Annotated in this window: 13 protein-coding genes; 7 read left to right on the top strand and 6 right to left on the bottom strand. The window is 64.7% G+C overall.

Translation table 11 applies throughout. The features are described 5' to 3' along the window. Positions 1 to 43: 43 nt before the first annotated feature. Positions 44 to 1,444: a DUF4142 domain-containing protein gene (locus ABWK72_RS24590; RefSeq protein ID WP_367872224.1), complete on the bottom strand. Its 1,401-nt coding sequence runs from the start codon at positions 1,442 to 1,444 to the stop codon at positions 44 to 46. Positions 1,445 to 1,678: 234 nt separating this feature from the next. On the opposite strand from ABWK72_RS24590, the gene ABWK72_RS24585 reads away from it, so the two are divergent. The 5 genes from ABWK72_RS24585 (at position 1,679) to ABWK72_RS24565 (ending at position 6,311) form a co-directional block, all read left to right on the top strand. Further along, a complete protein-coding gene (locus ABWK72_RS24585; protein WP_367872223.1) occupies positions 1,679 to 2,497 on the top strand; it encodes a hypothetical protein in 819 nt (272 codons plus the stop codon). 61 nt (positions 2,498 to 2,558) lie between these two features. After that, entirely contained in the window at positions 2,559 to 3,260 is a 702-nt protein-coding gene (locus tag ABWK72_RS24580; RefSeq protein ID WP_367872222.1) for a paraquat-inducible protein A, read from the top strand. After that, on the top strand, positions 3,257 to 3,916 hold the full coding sequence (locus tag ABWK72_RS24575) for a paraquat-inducible protein A (protein ID WP_367872221.1): 660 nt from the start codon (positions 3,257 to 3,259) through the stop codon (positions 3,914 to 3,916). The genes ABWK72_RS24580 and ABWK72_RS24575 overlap by 4 nt, the downstream gene beginning before the upstream one ends. A gap of 1 nt (position 3,917) precedes the next feature. Further along, on the top strand, positions 3,918 to 5,585 hold the full coding sequence (locus ABWK72_RS24570; RefSeq protein ID WP_367872220.1) for an intermembrane transport protein PqiB: 1,668 nt from the start codon (positions 3,918 to 3,920) through the stop codon (positions 5,583 to 5,585). A gap of 177 nt (positions 5,586 to 5,762) precedes the next feature. Further along, positions 5,763 to 6,311 carry a membrane integrity-associated transporter subunit PqiC gene (locus ABWK72_RS24565; protein ID WP_367872219.1) on the top strand — a complete coding sequence of 183 codons (549 nt, stop codon included), beginning with the start codon at positions 5,763 to 5,765 and terminating at the stop codon, positions 6,309 to 6,311. Between the two features lie 154 nt (positions 6,312 to 6,465). Here ABWK72_RS24565 and ABWK72_RS24560 read toward each other — a convergent pair whose 3' ends face one another. The 3 genes from ABWK72_RS24560 to ABWK72_RS24550 all read right to left on the bottom strand — a co-directional run bounded on the left by ABWK72_RS24560 (position 6,466) and on the right by ABWK72_RS24550 (position 14,341). Then, complete coding sequence (locus ABWK72_RS24560) at positions 6,466 to 8,844, bottom strand: TonB-dependent hemoglobin/transferrin/lactoferrin family receptor (RefSeq protein ID WP_367872218.1); 2,379 nt, start codon at positions 8,842 to 8,844, stop codon at positions 6,466 to 6,468. 43 nt (positions 8,845 to 8,887) lie between these two features. Next, positions 8,888 to 9,961: a hypothetical protein gene (locus tag ABWK72_RS24555; protein ID WP_367872217.1), complete on the bottom strand. Its 1,074-nt coding sequence runs from the start codon at positions 9,959 to 9,961 to the stop codon at positions 8,888 to 8,890. Positions 9,962 to 10,024: 63 nt separating this feature from the next. Continuing rightward, positions 10,025 to 14,341: a beta strand repeat-containing protein gene (locus ABWK72_RS24550; RefSeq protein WP_367872216.1), complete on the bottom strand. Its 4,317-nt coding sequence runs from the start codon at positions 14,339 to 14,341 to the stop codon at positions 10,025 to 10,027. Positions 14,342 to 14,724: 383 nt separating this feature from the next. Here ABWK72_RS24550 and ABWK72_RS24545 point away from each other — a divergent pair, with 383 nt between their 5' ends. Further along, on the top strand, positions 14,725 to 15,495 hold the full coding sequence (locus tag ABWK72_RS24545; protein WP_367872215.1) for a hypothetical protein: 771 nt from the start codon (positions 14,725 to 14,727) through the stop codon (positions 15,493 to 15,495). 94 nt (positions 15,496 to 15,589) lie between these two features. Further along, on the top strand, positions 15,590 to 16,138 hold the full coding sequence (locus ABWK72_RS24540; RefSeq protein WP_367872214.1) for a class I SAM-dependent methyltransferase: 549 nt from the start codon (positions 15,590 to 15,592) through the stop codon (positions 16,136 to 16,138). A gap of 439 nt (positions 16,139 to 16,577) precedes the next feature. Here ABWK72_RS24540 and ndk read toward each other — a convergent pair whose 3' ends face one another. Together ndk and ABWK72_RS24530 are read right to left on the bottom strand one after the other, a co-directional pair. Further along, entirely contained in the window at positions 16,578 to 17,009 is a 432-nt protein-coding gene (gene ndk, locus ABWK72_RS24535; RefSeq protein ID WP_367872213.1) for a nucleoside-diphosphate kinase, read from the bottom strand. Positions 17,010 to 17,580: 571 nt separating this feature from the next. After that, the gene (locus ABWK72_RS24530; RefSeq protein WP_367872212.1) at positions 17,581 to 23,553 is read right to left on the bottom strand and encodes a DUF6531 domain-containing protein; all 5,973 of its coding nucleotides are present in this window, start codon (positions 23,551 to 23,553) and stop codon (positions 17,581 to 17,583) included. Positions 23,554 to 23,684 lie beyond the last annotated feature (131 nt).

Below are 23,684 nucleotides of genomic sequence, written 5' to 3'. Positions count from 1 at the left end.
GAACCATTAGGTCCTAGGTTAACATTTCAGCAAAGGCAGGAGATCACCGATCTGCCACCTGTAGCTTTTTGGCCGCCTCCAAATGCGCCGCGATTTCCTCGCGGGTCGCCTTCAGGTGCTTTACCAACTCCTCGTTCCCCGCCTTTTTTAACAGCTCATCGTCGAGCTTCTCCAGTACGTCGCTGTGGCCGCTCACCATCAGCTTGATGAAAGCCGCTTCGAATTGATCCGGATCCTTCGCGACAATCTTCGCAAGCTCGCCGGCATTCTTTTCGCGCATCGCATTCACCTTGGACGTCTCAGCGGGCGCGATCCCGATCTTGCGGCCCAGCTCGAGCGTCTTTGCCAGATTCTCGCCATGCATCTTGTGGATCATCGTGGCGTATTCCGCCACCTCCGGCCGCAGCTTCATCGTGCTAGCCACTGTCGCCGCCCCGATCTCGCTTTCGTCCACGGCCACGATCGTGCCGAGGATCTCGGCATCGCCGCCATCCTTGGTATCACTCGCTTTGGCCATGCGCTCCGGCGCGCCTTCGATGGTCGTCACGTCCGCATCACGGGCCGTCGCAGCCTCCGATGGTTCGAACTGCAGCTTCATGGTGTAGTCCGGCTTCTCGCCCGCCGTCTCCTGCTTGACGATCTCGCCGAATTTCTCGCGGGCCTGCTCCGCATTCAGCTTCCCGCTGATGATGTCATGGGCGAGATTCAGGCTGAGAAGATTGTGCCCTTCCACATCGCAACGGGCGGAGATTTCTCCCTGCGTGCGGTCGAAGGTTACGCTGCCGTCATACTTCGTCAGCTCGCTTGCCTTGTCCGCCGGGATCTTCAGCGCCACCGTATGCTGCATGAAATCCGTGTGCGGCTTCGGGAAGTCGTGGGCGTGCTCTTCCTTCGAGATGCAGATCTTCTTGAAAGGGCCCTGGTCTTTCCAGACCAGCATGTCCTCGGTAACGCCATCGGGGCTGCCATACTTCGCAATGAGCGTGCGGGCTCCCAGTTGGGGACGCTCCGGCCATGAGGCGACGATCTGTTCGACTCCTTCAGCGGAAGCGGCCCTGCCTTCCGGGGATTCGCGATCTTCGCGCTTTGCCTCGCGGCCTTCCTTCCGCTGCTCGGCGCGCTCCGCAACTTTGCCCGGTTCCGCCGGTTCGCGGCGGGCCTCGGGGGCGGGTCGATCTTGATCGGGCATCGGCCGGTCCGCCGCGTCGTTCGCGCGACCACCCTTCGGCGGACCGCCGGCACCCGGTTTTTCAGTCGATTTCGCCGGCCCGTCATCGGGTGCCGGTGCGACCGGTGTAGCTTCGGTATTACCCCGGCCTTCTGTCGGTGGGGTGGTCGGTCGCTTGTCCGGGGACGATTGGACAGCCGGATCAGCGCTCGCGACGGGCCATGCCGCGGCTGCAATCAGCAGTGCGGCCACTGTGTTGGTTGAGGGAATTTTCATAAGCTTCTTCTTCGATTCAATGGGTTGTCAGGCAGCCCGCCGCCTCTCGCACTACCCATGCCATCACCGCTCTAACAGCCTGGATCCCCGCAGTCGTAAAAGAACCGCCCTTCCACTCAGCCCCCGAAAATGCCGCTTCCCCGTGCAAACCGGGTCCTCGCCGTGAAGCTTGCAACGGCTACCCCTCCCACACTCCTGCTTGCGAATAAGCCCAAACTCGCGGAAATACCGCGTGTGCACGCTCTCCGCCTCCTCCTGCCCGCCTGCCTCGCCTTGGCCGCCTGTGGACCCGCGTCCCTGCCCAGCCACGCCGGCCCGGCTCCGGCGGCCAGCAATCTCAGCGCGGGCCAGAAGGCCGCCATCGGCAAGAAGATCTGGCAGAACGAATCCGGCGGCAGCGTGGATGGCCTGACCGCTTGGAACGGCGGGGAGGAATTCCCTTCCCTCGGGATCGGCCACTTCATCTGGTATCCCGCCGGCTTCAATGGCCGCTTCGAGGAAAGCTGGCCGCAATTCGTCGCATACGCCAAATCCCAGGGCGCGAATCCGCCCGCTGTCGCCATGGAGCGCCACGCGCCGTGGGCGAACAAGGCCGCCTTCCAGTCGGAATTCCGCGGACCACGTCTCTCCGCCCTGCGCCAATGGCTCGTCAAAACCGTGCCGCTCCAGACCGATTTCATCATCGCCCGCTCCCGCGCCGCCTTGCCGAAGGTCCTCGCCGCCGCCCCGGCCAGCGACCGCGGCCGGCTCCAGGCGAACTACAACAAGGTCGCCAGCACCCCGAACGGCACCTATGCCCTGATCGACTACGTGAATTTCAAAGGCGACGGCACCCAGGCTTCCGAGACCTACCAAGGCAAGGGCTGGGGCCTGCTTCACGTATTGGGCAGCATGAAGGAAGTCCCCGGCGGCCAGCCTGCCGCCGCGGAATTCGCTGCCAGCGCCAAGCGCATGCTCTCCCGCCGCATCGACAATTCCCCGCCTGCCCGCGGCGAGGCCAAGTGGCGCGAAGGCTGGCACAACCGCTGCGATACCTACGCCCGCCCGCTCTGAGCGAACTCGCCGGTCCGGCTCCAGTCTTGCGTCTTGAGTCTTCCAGTCCTCCGTCTCCTTAATGAAGCATCACCTGCCCGGATTATCATGGCCGCGCCTCAGCAGCGCGCCGATCCAGGTGAGCTGTCACTTTTGCGACGCCCTGCAGGAGGCGCCGCGCCTGTTAGAGGGGAATGCCGCCTACTGCTGCCGCTGCGGGGAGATGCTCTATCAGAATCGCCCGCGCTCGCTGGCCCGCGCCACCGGCTTCTCCTCCGCGGCCCTCATCTTCATGGTGCTGGCCCACAGCTTCCCCTCGATCACCATCGACTCCGGCGGCATGCGCCGCGAGCTGACCCTGCTGGAAGCGGCGGACGCCCTCTTCCACGAGGCGAATCCGATGATCGGCGTCCTGGCGATCGTGTTCACCATCATTGCTCCGCTCACCCTGATGGGCGGGCTGCTCTACGTCGCCGGGCCGCTGCGCTTCGGCATTGCCCTGCCCGGCGCCCTGAACGTGACGCGGATCTTCCAGCTCTCCGAGCCGTGGAGCATGCTGGAGGTCTTCCTGGTCGGCATCCTGGTCGCCCTGCTGAAGCTCCACGCGGTCGGGGAGGTTCACCTCGGCACCGGCCTCTGGGCCTTGATCGGGCTGGTCTTCTGCACCGCTGCCGCCATGTCCGGCATCGACAAGCTGGAGCTCTGGGACCGCCTCGAAATCGCCATGCACAAGGGCGAGAAGCCCGCCCACCTTCACTCCGCAGAGGAGCACCCCCAGCCATGAGCGAGACCGGCACCACGACCGCCGTCCGCAGCGCCGCCGAGGAAGGCCTGGCCTCCTGCCACCTCTGCGGAAAGGTCAGCCCGGTCGTGGAGGAGCATTGCCCGCGTTGCCATTCCAAGCTCCACCTGCGCAAGCCGCAGAGCCTGCAGCGCACCTGGAGCTTCCTGATCGCCGCCATGCTCTTCTACTTCCCCGCCAATCTCCTGCCGATGATGGACATCAAGGGCCTCGGCGGGAATAGCAGCGACACCATCATGTCCGGCGTGATCAATTTCTGGAAGAAGGGCGACTTCCTGGTGGCGGCGATCATCTTCTCCGCCAGCATCATGATCCCGATCCTCAAGATGATCGCCCTGATCTGGCTCTGCCTCGCCGCCGGCGGGGTCATCTCCGCCGCGCCGAAAAGCCTCGCCCGCCTCTACCACCTGACCGAACTCGTCGGCCGCTGGTCGATGGTCGATGTCTTCGTCGTCGCGATCCTGGTGGCGCTGGTCCAGCTCGGCGTGATCTCGACGGTCACCCCCGGCCCGGCGATCCTTTCTTTTGCATCCGTGGTAGTTCTGACCATGTTCGCCGCGATGAGTTTCGACCCGCGCCTGCTCTGGGACCGCCACGTGCAGGACCAGGAAGCCGCCGATAGCGGCACCACCCCATGACATGAGCCCAGAAGAAGAACAGCACCCGACCGAAGAGGCTCGCGCGATCGTCCGCCACCGCCGCCGCTGGAGCAGCGTCTGGCTGGTGCCCGGCATCGCCCTGATCCTCGCCGGCTGGCTGGTCTGGAAGCATTACCACGACAAGGGCGAGCTCGCCTACGTCCGCTTCTCCACCGCGGACAGCATCGAGGCCGGCAAGACCGAGGTCCGCTGCCGCTCGGTGAAGGTCGGCGTGGTCGAGAAGATCGAGCTCTCGGATGACCTGAAGTCCGTCGTCGCCCAGATCCGGATCGACCCCGATTCCTCCCACCTGCTGCGCCGCGACAGCCGCCTCTGGGTCGTGCGCCCGCGCGTCTCCGCCTCCACCATTTCCGGCCTCAGCACCCTGATCACCGGTGCCTACATCGAGCTGGAGCCGGGCGATGGCCCTGCTCCCGTGAATCACTTCGACGGCCTCGAACAACCGCCCGTCACCAGCGCGAATGTCCCCGGCCTGCGCCTCACCCTCGTCGCGGAAGACGCCGGATCGCTGACGATCAATTCGCCGATCTACTTCCAGGGCTTCGAGGTCGGCAAGGTCGAGCGCCGCACCCTCGACCAGAAGAACCGCCGCGTCCGCTTCGATGTCTTCATCGACGACGACTACGCCGGCCTCGTCACCGAGGGCACCTGTTTCTGGAATACCAGCGGCATCGATGTGACCGCGGGCGCGGATGGCTTCAAGCTCACCACGCCCTCCTTGCAGGCGATGGTTACCGGCGGCGCGTCCTTCGCGGTGCCGCGCGGCGCGGGAGCCGGCGGGCCGGTGAGCGATGGCGCGGTCTTCACGCTCTTCAACGATGAGGATGGGGCCAAGAAGTCGATCTTCGTCCCCGATCACCTCTGCCTGCTCTTCTTCGATCAATCGGTGCGCGGCCTCGCCAACGGCGCTCCGGTCGAGTTCCGCGGCCTGCCGATCGGTCGCGTGGTGGAGATCAGCTTCCGCCACTCGCCTCCCGGGGACTCGCGGGTCCCGGTCGTCATCGAAATCGATTCCGAAACCTTGGCCAAGGCGATCGAGAACACGGACAGCAACAAGAACGTCCTGGCGGAGTGCGTGCGTCGCGGTCTGCGCGCCACCCTCAGCACCGGTTCCCTGCTCACCGGCTCCCTCTATATCGATCTTGATTTCAAGCCCGACGCCCCGCCGATCGAGCTGATCAAGTTCGGCGAGTTTGAGATTATCCCAACCACCCCGGCCTCCGGCCTCGCCCAATTGCAGGACAAGGTGAATGCGATCCTCGCCAAGGTCGAAGCCCTGCCGCTCGAAGAAACGCTCAACAAGTTCGGCAATGCCGCCGACGAGATCGCGATCACCGTCAAGGACGTCCGCTCAACCCTCGACGAAGCCGAGGGCGCCCTCGCCGAGGCCAAGAAACTGCTGGCCAAGGATGAGACGCAGAACCTCACCAAGGAGATCGAGGCCACCCTCAAGCAGGTCCGCGGTTCCGTGGAAAGCCTCGGTCCGAATGGTGCCGTGCAGGGCGATCTGAGCCGCACCCTCGACGAACTCCGCGCCGCCCTGCGCGCCTTCAAGACCCTCTCCGACTCCATCGAAGAGAAGCCGAACTCCCTGCTCTTCGGCCGCGATAGCTCCGGTAACAAGGAACCGAAGGGAAAGAAGAAGTGATGATGAACCGCGAATGGAAGCGAATGAACGCGAATGAAGACGGTGGTCCGGGCCGCTCTCACGACGCTTCGCGCTCTTCTCTTCAAAACCGCTTCCGCCTTTTTCAGAATTCGCGTCCATTCGCGTCCATTCGCGGTTTAAAAATCCAAGTTCGAGTGCCTTGAAGACCCGCCAGCCATGAGACTTTTCGCCCTCCTTCCCATCGCCCTGCTCGCCTCCTGCGCGGAGCCGAAGTCCTTCTACGTCCTGAATCCCGAAGGCCCGCCGCCCTCCGGCGGCGGCATGGCTGTCGGTGTCGGTCCGGTCTCCGTGGCCGGCTACCTCGACCGCCCGAACCTCGTTTTCCAAGAAACCGGCAACCGCATGTCGGTCTCCGAAAACCACCGCTGGGCCGGTGACTTGCAGGAGAACATCGCCCGCGTCATCGCCACCAATCTCGGCCGCCGCCTCGGCACTGGCAATGTCCGCACCTATCCCTGGGGCAGCGATGGCGAGTTGCGCTATCAGGTCTCCATCGATATCCGCCAGATGCACGGGAAGGACGATGGCGAAGCCTTCCTCGATGCCGCCTGGCGCGTCTATTCCCTGCCCGACCGCCGGATGATCTCCTCGAAATCCTGGTCCGGCTCCCAGGATATGGATGCCGATGGCTACGACGCCATGGCCGCCGCCGAGAGCAAGCTCATGGCCCGCCTCGCCACCGAGATCGCCGCGGGCCTGAAGTAGCCTCGAGGGGTAGTCCGCTCAGTCCTCTGAGCGGGCGAACGGTTCCCGACAGCATGCCCGGCCAAGCGGGTCGCAGCCTCCAACGCAGCTGCCTACCGAAATGGCAGGCAGCTTAGGCGACCACTCATCCGCTCCGGGGCCTGATCGGACTACTTCAAAACGCATAAGTCGCCGACAAAAACACATTCGTCCCCGGCGCCGTGCTCCGGTCCGTCACCGACCCCGCCTGCCCTCCGAACGTGTCCAAGCCCATGTGTCCCCCGCTCCGACGCACGGTCCCCCACTCATAATACTCTTCGTCCAAAATATTGTTCACCCCGCCATTCACGGTCAGCCCCTCCATCGGCTTCCACCAGGCCACCGCATCCAGCGTGAACCATGATGGCGGCCGGAACATCCTGCCGTTCATGGTCGTGTCGTCGGTCCGCGTCACCGCCGCGGTGTAGGTGCCTAACAGCCGCGCGCCGTAGACCCCACCCGGATCGCGATAGCCGATCCAGCCCACCGTCTTCCACGGTTCCACCGTGTTGATCGCCGTGTCCTTGGTCTGGTTCTCGCCATAGGCTCGCCCGGTATTGAGGCCCAGCGCCCAACCGTCCATGCGCTTGAACTTGCTGCCGATCTCCCATTCGCCACTCGCCTCGATGCCGTAGATGATCGCCTCGCCCATGTTCTTCGTGGTCGAGAGCGCGGTGCCATCCGGCAGGAAACCCACCGGCACGTTGTTCTCGATGAAGTCATCGTATTTCGTGAAGAAGCCCTCGACCGCGAAGCGCCCCGCCTCGCCCTCGCCCTTGTAGCCGACTTTGAAGGCGTGGCTCACCTCTTCCTTCAGATCCGGGTTCGGCACCGTCACCTGCTGGAAGCCGCCGGACGGGTGATCGAAGACCATCGTCAGCTCCTCCGCCGTCGGATTGCGGATGCCCATGCCGTAGCCCGCGTAGACCCGGGTGTGCTCCGTGGTCGCGAAAACCGCATCGAGCCGTGGCGAGATACTAAAGTTATCGTAGCCCTCCGAAGGCTGTATCCCCGTGCCCAGCAGGTTCGACAGCCGGTCGAGATACTGCGTGTTCAGATCGACCGCGATCTCGTGGTAATCGACCCGCAACCCCGGCGTGACCGTCCAGCGCTCGGCCGGCTTGATCTCGTCCTGCAGGAAGAAGCCCAGCCGGTAGGTTTCGGCCGGCGCGAAGGAGATCCGGTCGGACACCGTTCGTTGCGTGCCGACCGTCGGCAGCCCGCCGCCCGGATTCGGGATGACCAGCCCGTCCGTCTCGACCCGGTCGAAGTGGTTGCTCGAGTTCTCCTGCGAGATGTCCAGGCCCGCAAGGAAATGGTGATTCATGCCGAAGAGATCCGCCTCCTTCCGCGCGATCGAGGTCAGCCCGTAGATCTCCGTGCGGAAGTCGATTTGCTGGCGGCGGTTGCGGCCCTGCGTCTGGTCGATGCCCCATTCCTCGGGGAAGCCGGTCGCGCGCGGCGGATTGCGGCTCAGGTTGCGGCTCCCGGTGCCGGAGTCCTGCCAGTAGACGTGCGTTTCCAGTGCATCGATCCATGCGCCCTGTGGATTCCAGTCCCAGTTCAGGCTCGCCCGCTGGCGTTCGATGTCCTGCCAGTTCTCGATACTCTTCTTGAAGATGCTGAACATCGCGATCGAGGGGTGCAGGGCGCTGCGCATGTTCGCATACACGTCCCGCTCGTAGTTCTCATAAGTCAGCAGGAAGCGGTGGTCGCCCATGGTGTAGCCCGCCTTGGCCAGCCAGGCATTGCTGTGCATCTCCAGCGGGTCCGGTGGCGTGTAGCCGTTGTTCCCGGTCTCCTCGCCCTCACGGCCGGCGTGGAGCAGCATGAAGTCGAAGTTCCCCTTCCTCCACGCCCCGCCCTCCTGCCAAGCGAAGCCGCGGTTGCGCGAGAAATACTGCGTCCGCGCCAAGCCGCCCCAATCCTTGTCGCCTAACAGGTCCGCCGCTTCCAGCGTCTTCATCGAGACCATCCCGCCAAGTGCATCGCTGCCATACAGCGCACTCGCACCACCCTTCAGTATCTCCACCAGTTGGAACATCGAGGGGTCGAAGTAATCCCGCCCCATCCCCCCGGCCCCGGTCTCAGCTCCCGCGTCGAAGGAGGTCGAGACATACTCCGGCGGTTGGCGGATCCCGTCCACCTCCAGGCCCACCCGGTTGCCCTCCGTGCCGCGGATGTTGAAGCTCGCCGCGCCGGTCGCCCCGTAGGCCACCGCTCCGTCGCCCGTAGTCATGTCGAAGGGCACCACCACCGTCGGATCATACTTCACGATCCCGCCGAGGTCCTGGACCCCGGTCTCCAGCAAGGTCTCCCGGTCCACCCGCGTCACGGTCCCCGCGGTATCCAGCCATCTCTGCTCGGTGCGCGTCGCCACCACCACCACGTCATCGAGGTTATTCACCACACTGTCAGGGTCGGGAACTTTCCCGGCTTCGGGTTCTTCCGCGCGTAACGGCGTGTTAGACGAGATCAAGGCAAGGCAGGCAAACAAACGGGTGAGTGAAAACATAATCAGGGCTGATAAATTCAAAAACAGGCGGAGTCCGGCCGCCTCATTGCGGGGTAATCTCAAGTCGCATCTGCCGCTTCGGCGCGCCGCTCACCTCGTCCCCCACCGTCACCAGCGACTTCCCGCCGGATGGGGTGACAACAACTCGCGAACTCCCGCTGCCATTCCACACCCACGGTTGCGTGCCGAACTTCGTCGCCAGCGTCGTCCACCCTGTTAGAACGTCGGTCGCCTGCACCCGGTAGCGCAGCTCCGCAGACGGACTCACCGGCAAAGCAAAGGAAAGCGAGAGCCTCCCTCCCTCCATCTCCATCGCCGGCCTCGCACCCGCCCACGCCACGGGACTCGTCCCCAGTCCATACTCCACCAGATTCGGCAGACCATCACGGTCATAGTCCGCATCGTCCGCCGCCGCACCGGCATTCTCCATCGTCTGGAAATGCGTCTGCCGCCACTGCTGGAGCGCGGTGACCGGCGCACCGATCTCCTGGAACGCCGAAGCGATATCGATCCGCGCGCCGACCACCGAGGTGTGGTTGGCGAAGGGCATCTGGATGCTCACATTATTGACCCCTCCGGCCACCGCGGACAAATCCCACTGCCAAGTGATTCCGCGGTAAGCGAATGAGTCGATGCCTTCCATCTCGGGAATCCCCGTCTCGTTATCCACGACACGCGTGCCGTCCACGATCATCGGCAGCGTCGCGGCGAGCTGCTGGTTGCCGTCGTTGAAGCTCAGCTTGGGCCCGCCGTTGAAGGGAAAGGTCGTCGCCGGGTCCCAGGTGGCATCGAGCTGGAACACCACGTGATGAATCCGGAACGTCGGTGCCGGGTTGACGGCTTGCTTCACCGTCATCGAATAGTTTCCGGTCCAACTGTACAATCCCATGCTCGCCCCGTAACCGGGTGGTGCCACCACCATGGTTCCCTTCATCGTCGTGGGACTGTTAGGGATGCGATACGGGTTCTGCGAGGCGAGGAAGGTCCAGTAGGTGGTCCTCACGTCGCCCTCCAAGGGATAGGCCTTGAGCAGCGACTGGGCTCCGGCGATCGGAGCGGCGAGGAACAGGCAGCCACAAAGGATCACATGGGATTTCAATGCGCGGAAGAAGGTCATGGGGTGCTGGGTGAAGGGTGAAAAGGGAACCCGCGAAGGGACGGGCTCCCCCGAAACAAGGGTTCAATCCTCGGTGGCGTTCACGCGTAGGAACTTGCTCGTGCTATCAATCGGAACCGCAGCCTCCTTCAGGACGTAGCCTGCCGGAATGCCGGTCTGATCGGCCGCCGTCATGGGTGCTATTCCGCTTGCTGGCCAAGGATTCTCGGCGAGCGTGGACGTTTCCTGAAGCTGGTAGGAAGCGCCTGCGGCAAGCTCCTGCCAGCGCAGGACCAAGCCCTCGCCCGAGCGGGCAACTTGGACCGGCGAGCTGTTAGGCACCGTAGGGGAGGAGCCGAAGAGATACTCCATCAGGTTGGTGAAGCCATCGCCATCAGCATCCGCATTGCGGTCGCGCAGGGCAGCGTTGGTAATCTGCCCGGCCCAGGCTTCGAAGGGACCGGCCACCCGGATCCTACCGGTGCCGGTGATCAGCGGGCTGGTGCGTTGCGCGCCGGAGCCTTCCGCACCCCACTCGCCCGGTGCGGCCGGATCGCCGGCGAGCGTCAACGACTGGACCAGGTCGACCGAGGTGGCCGGGTAATTCAGGTTCAGCACGGCACCCGTGGCCACGCTGACGGAAGATCCATCGGCAAGACCCGGAGCGGACAGGCTCAAGATCCCGCCGTTCACGCTGGTGTTTCCGGTGTAGGTATTCGTGCCCGTGAGCGCCCAGCTTCCGCTACCGGATTTCACTAGCGAGACGGCACCCGTGCCGGCGTTGCCGATCGCCGCCGCGAAGGTGTTGTTACCAGCGTTGGAGCCGCTGAAGGTGAGTGTCCGCGCCGCATTCAGCGGAGCGTAGGTGACGGCCTCCGTGCTGCTGAAGGCCAGCGCGCCCGTCCCGGATGCATCCAGACCGGCACCACCGGCACCGACGGTGAAGCGCCGGTTGGTGCTATCTCCCGCGCCGAGATACTGCAGCGTCCCGCCATCGATCACGAGGCTCGCCGGCAGCGCCGAGGATGCTCCGATCGAGCTGGGGAAGCCGGTGACCTTGTTCCGGTTGTTACCGCTCGTGATGGTGTGCGTGGCAGGCAGCGACAGCGTGACCGTGGTCCCGCTGATCGCCGTGATGGTGGTGCCCAACTGCACGCCGCCCCCCTGGACCAGTTGCCCGACAGCCAGGCCGGCGGCGCTGGTGACGCTCGCCGTGGTGGAGTTGGCCGTGGTGATCATCACGGCGGCGGCTCCGCTATCTTTCAGGGCGTGGACACCCAGGATCCCGCCGCGGATCTCCGTGATGCCGGCATAGGTGCTACCGGTGTGGGTCAGGGTCCACCTGCCCGCTCCGTCCTTGAAGAAACGCGCATTCCCGGGTGCCCAACCGGTGATCTTCGGCGAGAAGATGTTGTCCCCGGTATTCGTTCCTCCCAGCGCCGTCCAGCCGCCCGTGGTCATCGCCACCGAGCTGCCATCGACGTCCGAATACACCAGTTCGCCGGGATTCGTGAAGACCAGCGGACCGCTCCCCGAGGAATCGATGCGGCTCGCCTTGAGAGTCGGATTGGTCGAGCCGACGGCAATCCCGAACAGACGGTCGGTCGTATCGCCCTCACCGGTATACTTGATACCGGCCTGGAACATCGTGAGGCTCGAGCCCGCGTTCGACGAGGCCCCGATGCTGCTGATCACGCCGCCATTGGCGATCTTCGTGATCTCGAGCACACCGCTGGCGATGATCGTCTGACCCGTGTAGCTGTTATCCTCGCGGCCGATTTTCCAATAGCCACCGGTGCCGCCCACTCCATTGACGCCAGCCTTCCGCAGGGTGGTCTTGAACTCACCGTTATCGATGATGTGGGGATCGAAGATGTTGACGTTGTTGTTCCCGCCGCGCAGTTCCAGCACGACCGGCCCGTTGTTATCAAAGGCCACCGCTCCGGTATTCGTGTAGTGGATGCTGCCGTTGGAACCCTCGTTCCCGACCGATCCCACCGTTCCGGAGATGGTGAAGAGACGGTCGGTGCTGGCGGCTCCATCCCCGGTGTAGCTCAATTGACCGCCGCCGTAGCCCTCCGGAATACCGCCGGAGAGAATGATGTTTCCTGGAGCGTTCGAAGAGTCTCCCAGGAAGCTCGGACCACCGGCATTTCCCAGCTCGGGGAAACGGAGCTGGCCGCCTGCGACGCGGGTCGGCCCGGTGTAGGTGTTCAATGCGGAAAGGGACAGGGACCCGAAGCCGAGCTTGGTAAAGCCACCACTACCGCTCAGCACCCCGCCCAGCACCGCGCTGCTATTCGACTCCACCCGGATCTCTCGTGTGCCGCTCCCCAGGTCGATCGGATTCGCGAAAGTGATCGTGCTGGTGCTGTCCGTGCCGAGGCTGAGGACGCTGCCATCCGCGATGAATCCGCCCTGGCCCCACGTGACCTGGGCACCGGCCCCGCCGAGATTGACCGTGCGATCCCCCTGCACCGCCCTGAAGCCACCGCCGCCCGCGAACCTCAGCTCGCCTGCACCGGTTCCAAGCGGGCGCGCGAAGTTGCTCATGGACTCCGTTACCGGCGTGCCATTGTCATTGGTGCCGCCGGGAGTCATGTAGGTGAAGCCCCCGAGCGCCAGGTTGCCGCCCTCGATCACCAGGTTGCCGTTGATGGAAAGGGCGGCATCGCGGTTCGCCTGCAGGGTCGCTCCGGCCTTGATGACCGTATCGCCCGCATAGGTGCTGGTGCCCTGCAGGACCGGCGATCCCTCGATCACCACGGAGAGATTGTTCTCATTCACGCCGGGTCCCCCCAGATTGCCGGAGTAGAGACCGCCCTTGAGCGTCAGGGTGGAAATCCCCGCGCTTCCTCCGACCACGAAGACCGGAGGCTCCGTCTGGGGATTCGGATTGAGATCCTTCACATACTGTGGCTTCGCGGCACTCAGATCGGCCAGGGTCTGGGTCACAGGCCCGGAAGCGGCATCGCCCAATTGAATGTAGGCGGACTGCCCGAGGATCGAAGTCCCGGAAAGCTTGGCTTTGAATTCCGATTCGAAGCGGTCGTTCCCTTGGAGGACGAGACGCGCGTTCTTCAAATCAAGCAGGGATCCATCCGAGGTCAGGTTGCTGCCGGAAACATGGGTGACTCCGCCTCCGAAGATGAGCGATCCGCTGTAATTGCCAGCCCCGCCCAGAGTCAGGGTTCCTCCGCCGCGCTTGTAGAAGCCGACCCCCGAGATATCTCCGCTCAGGTTCAAGCCCGTGTCCTGCCCAACATCAAGGGTGATGATACTCGGCAAGCCGACATCCGCACTGATGGTGTGGCTCGCCGGCCCGCCGTTCGCCGCGGTCAGGATGTTGAGGCTGGGCGTGAGCTTGGAATCGTTGGCCGAACTGATCGTGAGATCGTCCGCGGAATTGAGCAGCACCTGACCGATCGCGGTATTCGCTCCGAGCTCGATGGTCCCGCTCGTCCCGAAAACGGCTTTCCCCACGGTGGAGGGCAGCACGCCCCCCTGCCAATTCGCCGCCGTGCTCCACACCCCGTCGCCGGCACCGGTCCAATTCGAAGTGAGGTCGAAGACGAAGCCGCTATAGGCCGTATCCGTCTGGTCGAGCCGGAGCGACCAGAGCTGGGCATGCTGCACGCCGGTCCAGTCCACCTGGAACAATCCGATGGTCCCCTCGATGCCATCCAAATTCCACTGGAGGCCGAAGGTGTTGATATAAATGTCTTCATCCAGGCCCGATCCCGGAGGCATCTCCATGCTACCGTTGTAGGCCTTCTTGATGATGTCCGAGTGCGTGGCCGGGAGCGTGCTAAGAAGACCTCCTTCGGCATCGTATACCTTGAGCTTGGGCATGTCCGCAGGCCCGAAGCCATCGCCATCCGCATCCCAGAGGGAGTAGCCATACGCCTCGCCGATGGAGATCTGGAAGGTGACGGTCTTGACCGCCGGCACCGCATAGCCCTTCACGGCCAGCGAGCCGCCGTTGGTATTGCTCACCGGGCTGGTCCCGCCGAAATAGATGGATGAACCTGCGGGGTAAGGCCCCCCGCCGGTTCCATTGGCCGTCTTGATCAGATTCGCGCGGGTCGCGCTGGTCCAGAATTGCGACTTGTAGGGAGCCCACATCGTCATCCCCGGGAACATGCCGCCGCCGGCATTGCCGGGAATCGAATAGGGCAGGTCGCCGTAGTTGACTCCGCCCATGATGAACGGCGCGGTGCGGGACATGTTGGTCCCGCTCGCGAGATTCAGCCACAGGTCATACGACTGGCCTCCGTTGAGCGTGATATCCAGCGGGTCGGAAGGCATCCAGCTCATGCCATCCGGAGGTTCCGCCGCGTTGGCGGTGGTGACGATGGCAAACAGGGCGGTGGTGACGATGGCGGATCGAGTGGCTATCATGGGGCGGTGCGAGAGGCCGGAGATTGGAAGCTTCTCCGCCCGCATGCTCCCGGCTCCTTGCCATTCACTGGCGAACCCTTGCTCTTCATTGGCGGCGGCTTGTCTAACATGCGCGACTCCTTGCGCTTGCCCGCTTAACTAGGCCCCGCCCGCCCCCTTTCCCTGCCTTTCATCTGTGTAAATCCGTGTCCATCCGTGGTTCAAAAATCCCGACCGCACTTGGGCAGAAATCGAAGTCAAAGGATAGCAGACCGCTCATTATTGTTAGATTAACTCTCATTGGCGGAAGATTGACTATCCAGCTCTCTTTCTCCCCGCCACCGCCAATCAATCGCAAACACCCGCGGGCGCCGCCCACGACACTAGCCCATCATCACCCCGTCATGAAGACACAACACACGATCCTCAAATCCGTTCTAGCCACCCTCATGCTCGCCGCCTCGGCACGGGCCGAGTACTTCGCCGATACCGATCCGGTCGCGGCCGGCAATCAACCCGGCAGCATCTACATCCCGCTCAGCCTCGGCGGCAGCACCGTCTCGGAAGGCTGGGAAGCTCTCACCTCCGCAGCCTATCCGGGCAATGGCAGCTTCCCCGGCCTCGGTGCCTGGACCGGTGCCCTGCTTTCGCAAAGCGGCCCCGACTTCGGCACCAACGGTCTGGCCAAGATCGCCAACGGCGTCGGCGGCGGGCCCTACCCCGCGAGCACCTCGATCTACTTCGGCGGCGTCTCATCGCTGCCGAATATCCTCGGCGGCACCCTCGAGGCACAGGCCACCGGCACCGGCGTCCTCTCCGGCGTGAAGACCGTCGTCTTCCACCTCGATATCGGCGAGGCCTGGACCTACGACCTCTACAACCGTGCCGCGCCCGTGCTCCACGTCACCACCGCCGGCGGCACCACCACCATCAACCCGACCTATTCCTCGCGCTATGCGAAGGTCTACAACGGCCAGGTCCTGATGAATGGCGTCTGGGAAGACCTCTATATCAACTCCCGCGCCTACCAGTATAACCTCAATGGCGTGAGCGGCACCATCACCGGCCTCCGCGTCCGCTTCCAGGGCGCGCAGCACGCACAGGTCCACGGCCTAGGCCTCCAGCAATCCACCGACATCTACACCACCGACGAGCTGCCCACCGCAGTCCCGTAAGCGCGTGAACGACGCACCGCCCTCCCGCTCCGGCGGCAGGGCGGACATTCTTCGTTCCCATCCCTGAGGGCGCCCGGCTAAGGTCGGGCGCCCCATGTCACCCGAGCGCCCCACCGCCCGCGCCCATCGCGAACTCGCCGCCCTGCTCCGTCCCGGCGACCTCGCCGTGGATGCCACTGCGGGCAACGGCCACGATACCCTCTTCCTCGCCCAAGCCGTCGGCGAAACCGGCAAGGTCATCGCCTTCGACATCCAGCCGGAAGCCATCGCCGCCACCCAGGCCCGCATCACCGGAGCCGGGCTCGCCTCCCGCGTCACCCTCATCCTCGCCTCCCACGGGCAGATGGCGGAGCACGCCGCCCCCGGATCCGCCGCCGCCGTCGTCTTCAATCTCGGCTACCTTCCGGGTGCCGACCACGCGATCATCACCCGCACCCCGGAGACCCTCGCCGCCCTCGGCCAGGCACTCGTCATCCTGAAGCCCGGCGGCCTGCTTGCGATCGTCTGCTACCCCGGCCACCCCGGCGGCGATCAGGAAAGCGCCGCCGTGTTAGAGTGGAGCAGCCACCACCCTTCCGAAACCATCCGCCGCCACGACACCCTCCGCCCCGCGCCTTTCCTCGTATTGGTCCGTAGGACATGAGGAGGGGTAGCCCGCCCTGAAGGGGCGACCGTCGATAGCCCAGGGCAAGCACAGCGCCGCCCTGGGTTCGATTCCGCTCCGGAACGCCCGCTGAAGGCGGGCTCGTAGGTCGCGCTTGGGCAGGACGTCTGAAATCACCGGACCACCTGCCCCTATCAGGAGCCAGCCAGCCCGCTTCGCTCGGTCGCTCCTCCACACCCCTTCAAGAACTTGGCGTCCTTCGCGTCTTGGCGGTTCATCCTTCCTCCGCCTTTCCTGATCACTGCTCACTGATCACTGATCACTCGGCACTCTGCCTTTTCCCTCCGCGCTCCCTCTGCGACCTCCGCGCCTCCGCGGTTCAATCTCTTTCCCCGTCCCTCAACAAACCTGACGCAGAGCCCCAAAAAAAGCCCGGCCCCCTCAACGGGAAACCGGGCCTAAAAAATAAAACCGAAGCTCAGAAAACCTCGCCGGCCTTGAAGAAGCGCTTGATCTCATCCGCGGCAGCTTCCACCCCGTCCGAGGCGTGGCAGACGTTGCGCATCTTCGCGTCGCCTTCCTTGTCGCCGAAGTCGCCGCGGATCGTGCCCGCCGCAGCGGCCTTCGAATCCGTCGGGCCCAGCAGGTCGCGCACGCGGGCGATCACGTCCTCGCCTTCCAGCGCCAGCGCGACCACCGGGGTCTCCTGCATGAACTCCCGCACCGAAGGGAAGAAAGGCTTGTCCGCGATGTGCGAGTAGTGCTCGGCCAGCAGTTCGTCCGTCAGGAACAGCATCTTCATCCCGCGGATTTTGAAGCCTTCTTTCTCGAAGCGGGACAATACGGTGCCGACGAGGCTCTTCGCCACGGCGTCGGGCTTGAAAAGGATCAGGGTGGTCTCAAGAGCCATGCGCGGGAGGTAGGCGGCAAGACTCGCACTGGCAAGCCTTTTGGCGGACACCCACCGCAGACCCCCGGAAAAAAACACCCCCGCCGGACACATGCCCGGGCGGGTGCTGCTGAAACAGGAGGGGAAATCATCCAGATCTGACCTCCCCATCGCATTACGCAATCGTGGGAGAGGAGCCGATAATCCCGGCGCCGCCACCACCGGACGGCCCCCACTGGGACCGTCGGGCGCCGCCCGGCAGAACGGTCCCTCCCCGCCGTCACACCCCTTCCGTGCTCCCAAGTGGTCCCGGGCCACCCCAAAGCCTCTAACAAGGTCACGCCCAACTGGGACCGCGGGGCACCGCCCGGCAGAGTGGTCCTTAAATGCCTCCCTCTCCTCCGGTCCGCACCATCGCGACGTCGCTATCCATTCGACCTTCGCGATGTTGTCCTACATCCGGGTTGCTTCAGCCGGGCGGTGCCCGCGGTCCGCACGCGAAAAGAAGGGAGTAAGGGACAAGATAGATCGCCGCAGTCGGATGGGAAACTATCGGCACCCGGCCTCTCCTACCGAACCACCACCACCCGCCTCACTTCAGCACTGTCACATGCCCGCGTGAACGCCCGGCACCCGCCACGCTCATCCCGAGATCCGGGCAATAGAAACCACCCGCCCCCACGAACATCCCGAAGCGCAATTCCCAGATCGCCTCCGGTGCCATCCAGCGGACCGGTCCGACTGGAGCACCCGTGGCCGAGGGCAGCCCGTCCGTATCCAGGAACAGCGGCTTGCCCGCATCGTCGCAATCGAAGCGATCGACCACGTTGCCTCCACTGTCTGTGAGAAGCGTGAAGCCGTTCAGGTTTTCATGAGGATCGCCCCAGTGCTCAACCTTGTTCTTCCCGTTCAAGTTCTCATGCGGATCGCCCGAGTGCCTGCCATTCCAATCCCCGACGTGTTTCCCTCCACCCTCGTGCGGATCACCCCAGTTCGCCATGGCATTCGCCTGCCCCCCCGGAAAGAACACCTCGCCGCTCTGGGTCGTGATCGCATACTGGGTCCCCTCGCAGGTCGCATAGCTCAGCGCCGGCTTGAAGATGCCCGAGCCGCTATCCTCCCACTCCTGCACGCAGGTCGTGCCGTCGTAGATGAACTTCGTCCGCGATCCCGTCTGCGGGTTGCGGCCGGTGCGGCGGCCCAGCGCGTCATACTCGTAGGTCACCAGCGGGACGCCGGTCCCATCCTTGACCGCCATCGCCCAGCCGCTGCTGCACTGCAATTGGCAGCTCTGCCCGTGAATCGTCGCCGTCGCCAGATTGCCGGACTCATCCCAAGTCACCGGACCGCCGGGCCAGTTCGTATATTGACCCATCTGGCGGTCGCCGGGCGGCAGGGCATCGGACTGCGTGTAGCTGCCCGGATTCGCACCGCCGCTCGCGCTCAGGCGGCGGCCTTCCAGATCCAGCGTGTAGCTCAACTCGCTCTCGGTCGTCACCGGCCCGCCAGCACCCTCGCGCCGCTTCGTCACGCAACCCGTAAGCCGTCCCAAAAGATCGTAGCTGAAGGTCTGCGTGCGGCCAGGCGGCTGTTGGGCATCCGAGAATGCCGTCTCGATCCGCGAGATGCTCTGGTCCGGATTGCGCCGGATCACCCGGCTCGAGAGGGTCGCATCGTTGCTCTTCAAGTGGATGGTATACCCCATCGTGCCACCCGTCGCCGTCGCATCGGGACCGCCGGGCAAGGCTGCTTCGCCATCGGAGCGGTAGTTGTAAGTCGTCACGATCTCCCCGCCCTGCGTCATCCGGAGGACCTTGTCGCCCGCATACTCGAATTCCACCAGCGCCGGCAGCAGCGGAATCCCGACCGCATCCAGCTTCCGGATCGCCAGGACCTGGCCGAACTCGTTGCGCTGCTCGGAGACGCGGCTGCCATCCGGATACGTCACGCCGGTCCGCCCGCGGTGGTCGAAGCGGCGCGCGATCGTCAGGCCGTCGCAAGTCTCGTTCACCGGATTGCCGCAGGAGTCGTAGATGAAACTCACCGTCGAGCTGCCCTGCTCCGCGCGCACGCAGCGGTGCAGGCCGTCGAAATCATAGCTTGTATCCGGCCGGGAAACCTCGCCCGCCGGTGGATTCGACCAAGCCACATGATTCGTCCGCAGCAGGCCATCCGTCCCGAGGGTGCAAACGCTGCCGTCCGCGAAGCGCTGCTCGTGAAGCGCCCCCAGGCTGCTGTAACTACAAGTCTCGTAGGTCCCGTCCGGCCGGTCGCAACGTATCACCCGGCCCAGCGCATCGCTGAGATAGCTCGTGGCATAGCCGTGTGCATCCCGGCTGCCCAGAAGCTCGCCGCAGCGGCTGAAGCGGCTCCCCAGCACCTCGTCGTCGCCGTCGCCATCCACATCGGCGGAGATCCTCACGCTGAAGGGCGCGGCTGGCGTGCCGCCGTCATAGGCGAAGTTCGTCACCCGGCCCGGCTCCGTCGCCACCACGCAGCGGTCCAGCGAGTCGTACTGCCAGGATGCGGCGTAGCCCGTGCCGTCGGTGGTCCCGATGCAGCGGCCCGCGGCATCGTAGGTGTAGCTCGTGCTGAAGGTCTCGTCCGGCACGCCTCCGACCAGGAAATGCGAGGTATCGCCGCACAAGATCGGCTCGCCCTTCTTGTTCAGCGTGTAAGTCGTCGTGCTCCCCGCGTTCGAGCAAGTCGTCAGACGGCCTGCGCCATCGTAGCCGCAGGTCAGCAGCGTGTCCTGATTGCGGCGCACCGTCCTCACCAGCCCGGCTGGAGAGCGATCGATCACCGTCACCTCCGTCGCCGTGCCCGGCGTACCGGGGCTGAAGCGCTCGACCGTGCAGGTGTCGTCCTCCACCTCCACGCCGAAGAAAGGATCCACCCCGCGCATTTGGACGCCAGCGCGTTGTTGTACCACATGAGCTGCCTCATGGGCCGCCGTGAACGAGAGATCATCAACCAAAACCTCATCCCAATCGTTCCAGATCGGCCCCAGCGTCTTCGTCCGCGCCAGCAGGACATTGCCCTGCGAGCCCGGCATATCGGTCAGCTCACCGAAGACCGAGCAAGTCACGGAGCCGTCGTTGCCGTAGCTGAAAGTGGTCCCGTTGCCCATCGCGTCGGTCACCGAAGTGCAGCGGTGGAAGCCGTCGTAAGCGAACAGCGTCGCCGGGCTCGCACCGGAAGCGAGCGTGGCCGCCCTCACCACCGCCCCGCAGCGGTCGTAGTCATACTCCGTGGTCAGCGCGTCCGGATTCCCGGTGCCGCCATCCACGCAGCGGTGCAGCAGGCCCCGCTCGTCGTAGCTGAAATCACACGTTAGATCGGTCGCCTGCTGGCGGCAGGCCGCGGGCGTGCTCACGCTCGTGCACTGGCCCGCGTCATCGAGCTCGAAGTCGCACACCGCGAAATTCGCGATCCCCAGCGTGGCCGGATCGGTCGTGCCGGAGCCATCCACCGGCCGCTCCTCCTCCGCAATCCGCACCAGCGCCCCGCGGCTGTCATAAACGTAGAAGATCGAATACGTCGGATTCTCCGCCACCGGCGTCCCATCCGGCCGCAGGTGGTCACAATCGCAACGCACCGTGCGCCCGCCTGCATCGATCGTCCGGTTCATCGAAATCCGGTTCGGCATTCCCGTCGAATTGATGCCGACCAAGCGGTGGGAAGCATCGTGACTGAAGAGCTGGTCATGCCCTTCCTCATCGACCGCGCGGATCACGCGTCCTTGCGGATCGCGGTCACAGGACCTCGTGAGCTGCAAGCCCGCGCTATCCACCACGATCTCCTTGAGGAAGCCGGTTGCGGGATCATGGACGAACTCGTCCCGGAAGGAACCCGCCGCACCGTCGAGCACGGTCGAGGCCGTGCATTGGCCGAGCCCGTTGTATTCGGACAGTGCGCCCCCGCCCGCCACCGGCGATTGCGTGCCGGTGCAGTTACCATGGCTATCGTAAGTCGAAGTCGTGACCTGGCCGTGGGCGCTGACGACCCGGGTGGTGAAGTTGTTCGGCACCCACGCCTTCTGCTTATTCCCGATGCGTGCTCCCTGCGCCTGCAGCCCGGCGTTGACTTTCTCCCCGAAGGTCGAACCCTGCGTCTGTTTCCTGGCGTTCATCTTCTCTCCGAAGGTCGAGCTCTGCGTTTGTTTCCCGCCATTCATCTTCTCCCCGAAGGTCGAACTCTGCGTCTGCTTCCCGGCCTTCACCTTCTCCCCGAAGGTCGCGCCTTGCGTCTGCTTCGGCACGGTCACGTTCATGGAAATCCGCGCCCAGCCCTCGCCGGATCCGTCGAACACGGCACTCTTCGCCGCGATCTTGATCTCCTTGCCGGTCTGCGGATTGCGCGCTCCGCGGGCCTCGCGGGCGTTGTGGCCGCCTTTCACGATCACACCCTTGATCGGGCCGACCTGCGCCGGCTCGGGGCTGCCGTATCCCGGCAGATACTCGCAGGTCACCGTGCGCTTCTCGCCTTCGCTCGATACGAGGGTGATCTCGCGGGCATTGCCGCGCTCGCGCAGCGGGCAGTCCTTGCGGAAGTCGCGGTCATAGGTGATCCGCAGATGGCTACCGTCTTCATTCGTGACCCGCGTGCACAGGCTGTCCGCATTGTAGGTGCAGGTGAATTCGAAGTAGTCCGGATCACCCGCGCGCAGCTTGCCGGCAGGCAGGTTCGTCGTCGACGTCACCGGCACTCCCGGGATCGCGAAGCCCGCGCTCTTGCGGCCCCGCGTCAGCCGGTGAAGCTTGTTGAACACGAAGCTGCTCACGCGCCCGAGCTCGTCGTTTTCGGTCATCACATAGCTGCCGTCGGACAGGCTCTCGAAGCTCGACACCCGCAATTGCCCCGCGCCGCCGCGGCGGTTCACGTCGTGAGTACGACAGGTATCGTAGGCCACATCCAGCGGATCGCTGGCAGGGGAGTAGGTGAAACCCTCGACCAGCAGCCCCGCGCCGTCGGTGATGCTGAGCAGGTTCCCGTTCAGCCGCGGGTCCGGCAGGCCGGAGCTATAGGTGTAGGTCGTCGGGCCCTCTACCGGTGGCGTGCCCGGCTCAAAGGGCGCGGAGGCGGACTCCAGCACCTCGCCCGTGGCCCCGTAGCCGAAACTCACCTTGCCGAAGGTCGTGCTGCCGCCATCCCCGGTCGAGGACACCGACAGGATCCGCGACGGCGAACCGCCCCACTCCACGGCCAGGCTGCGGCCGAAGGCATCGCCCACGCCCGTCAGCTGGCCCGCCGCATCGTAGTTGCAAGCGAGCGCCACGCCGTTGCGATCGGTGATGGCCGTGATCTTGCCCTGCTTCACGGAGCGGTCGAAAGGATGGAAAGTCCAGGTCCCCTTGTCGGCGAAGGTCAGGACGAAGTTCGAGCCCTCGAAGCGGCCCTCGCGGAACATCCCGCCGCAGCGGAACGTGTTGTCCGCCTGCCGGTAAAAGACATCCGAGCGCCCGCCGCCATCGTAAATCACCACCCGCGAGGCATTCGGCCCGGCGCTGGCAGGAATGCTCTCAACCCGGATGTTGTAGGAGAAATCCCACTGCGGGCCATGGCCCGAATTCACCGGCTTCATCGAGCGGTAAGTGCGCACCCACTCCAGCGGCGGACCGGCCGGGCACGGCAGCGAGACATCGCAAGCTTGGAACGAAACCTCGCCCGGCAGCCCGGATGGAGCCGGCATCATCCGCCCGTTGGTCGCTCCGGTGCCCTTGGTGTTGATCGCGTGGAAGAGCGGGTTGACGCCCCCCATCCCGCCCTCCTCAAAGAGCGGATTGGTGCCGTGAGCGCTCTTCCCTTCGAAAAGCGGGTTCGTTGCTTCATGCCCGCTGTCTTCATAGAGCGGATTCATCACGGTCCCCTCGCTCGCATCGTCGATCTCCCAAGGATTGTAGGGTTCCGAGGAGCGTGCGCCGAGCTGGGCCTCGATCTCTTCCATGCGCTTCCGTCTTTTTAAGGCCACCGGTGCCGCAGGCGGCTCTCCGGGCGCGGAGTCCGTGGCACGGCCATTGCCGGTCACGGTGATCGGCTGGTTGAGCGTCACCAGCGTCAGCCCGCCGCCGTCTTCGATCCGCGCCGCGATGATCCGCAGCCCCTCGGCGAAGGCTCCCGAAACCAGCGCCTGCCACTCGCCATTGCCGAGCGCGCTCAAGGGCACGAGCATCGGCGCCTGGCCCTCGATCTCCAGCACCAGGAAGCTCCCCGGCGGAATCAATTGCCCCAGGACCCGCAGGTCGCCGCCGATCGAAGTCAGCACCGGCAGGTTGATCCCGTAGACTTCCGTCTGCGGCTGGAGGATCCGGTAGAACGCCTTGCCGCCGGTCGGCTGAGGATCGAGCCACAAGCCATCCGGTCCCGCGGCCTCGACCAGCGCGATCTGCTTCCATGCCGTCAGCTCCGCCGCGCGCTCAATCCGGTAGCGGACACCTGTCTGCGCCGGCCAAGTCAGCCGGACCTGCTTCCCCGGCAACCCCGAGGCGATCTCCAACAAGGGCGGAGCTTCAGCAGCAAACAGCGAGACAGGCAGCAACAATGCCGCCAAAACCAAGGGTTTCATAGCCAGGGAGGGAAACGGTTTCATCCGCCGGAAGCAGCGGACTCCTTGCAATCAAAGGAACCTAACTATTAAGCTTTTTTCCGGATCGGGTCAATCCGAAAGCCCGGGGTGTCCCCCGAAACGGTACACCA

The sequence above is a fragment of the Luteolibacter sp. Populi genome (assembly GCF_040801775.1).
Classification (GTDB): domain Bacteria; phylum Verrucomicrobiota; class Verrucomicrobiia; order Verrucomicrobiales; family Akkermansiaceae; genus Haloferula.
Note: the sequence above shows the minus strand (reverse complement) of the source record. Positions and strands in the feature narration are given on the sequence as shown.

What these genes read in the sequence shown, in the direction of transcription:
- ABWK72_RS24555 (WP_367872217.1), bottom strand. Translation starts at nt 9,961, where the DNA reads ATGACCTTCTTCCGCGCATTGAAATCCCATGTGATCCTTTGTGGCTGC.
- ABWK72_RS24590 (WP_367872224.1), bottom strand. Translation starts at nt 1,444, where the DNA reads ATGAAAATTCCCTCAACCAACACAGTGGCCGCACTGCTGATTGCAGCC.
- ABWK72_RS24550 (WP_367872216.1), bottom strand. Translation starts at nt 14,341, where the DNA reads ATGATAGCCACTCGATCCGCCATCGTCACCACCGCCCTGTTTGCCATC.
- ABWK72_RS24560 (WP_367872218.1), bottom strand. Translation starts at nt 8,844, where the DNA reads ATGTTTTCACTCACCCGTTTGTTTGCCTGCCTTGCCTTGATCTCGTCT.
- ABWK72_RS24545 (WP_367872215.1), top strand. Translation starts at nt 14,725, where the DNA reads ATGAAGACACAACACACGATCCTCAAATCCGTTCTAGCCACCCTCATG.
- ABWK72_RS24570 (WP_367872220.1), top strand. Translation starts at nt 3,918, where the DNA reads ATGAGCCCAGAAGAAGAACAGCACCCGACCGAAGAGGCTCGCGCGATC.
- ABWK72_RS24575 (WP_367872221.1), top strand. Translation starts at nt 3,257, where the DNA reads ATGAGCGAGACCGGCACCACGACCGCCGTCCGCAGCGCCGCCGAGGAA.
- ABWK72_RS24565 (WP_367872219.1), top strand. Translation starts at nt 5,763, where the DNA reads ATGAGACTTTTCGCCCTCCTTCCCATCGCCCTGCTCGCCTCCTGCGCG.
- ABWK72_RS24580 (WP_367872222.1), top strand. Translation starts at nt 2,559, where the DNA reads ATGAAGCATCACCTGCCCGGATTATCATGGCCGCGCCTCAGCAGCGCG.
- ABWK72_RS24530 (WP_367872212.1), bottom strand. Translation starts at nt 23,553, where the DNA reads ATGAAACCCTTGGTTTTGGCGGCATTGTTGCTGCCTGTCTCGCTGTTT.
- ndk (WP_367872213.1), bottom strand. Translation starts at nt 17,009, where the DNA reads ATGGCTCTTGAGACCACCCTGATCCTTTTCAAGCCCGACGCCGTGGCG.
- ABWK72_RS24540 (WP_367872214.1), top strand. Translation starts at nt 15,590, where the DNA reads ATGTCACCCGAGCGCCCCACCGCCCGCGCCCATCGCGAACTCGCCGCC.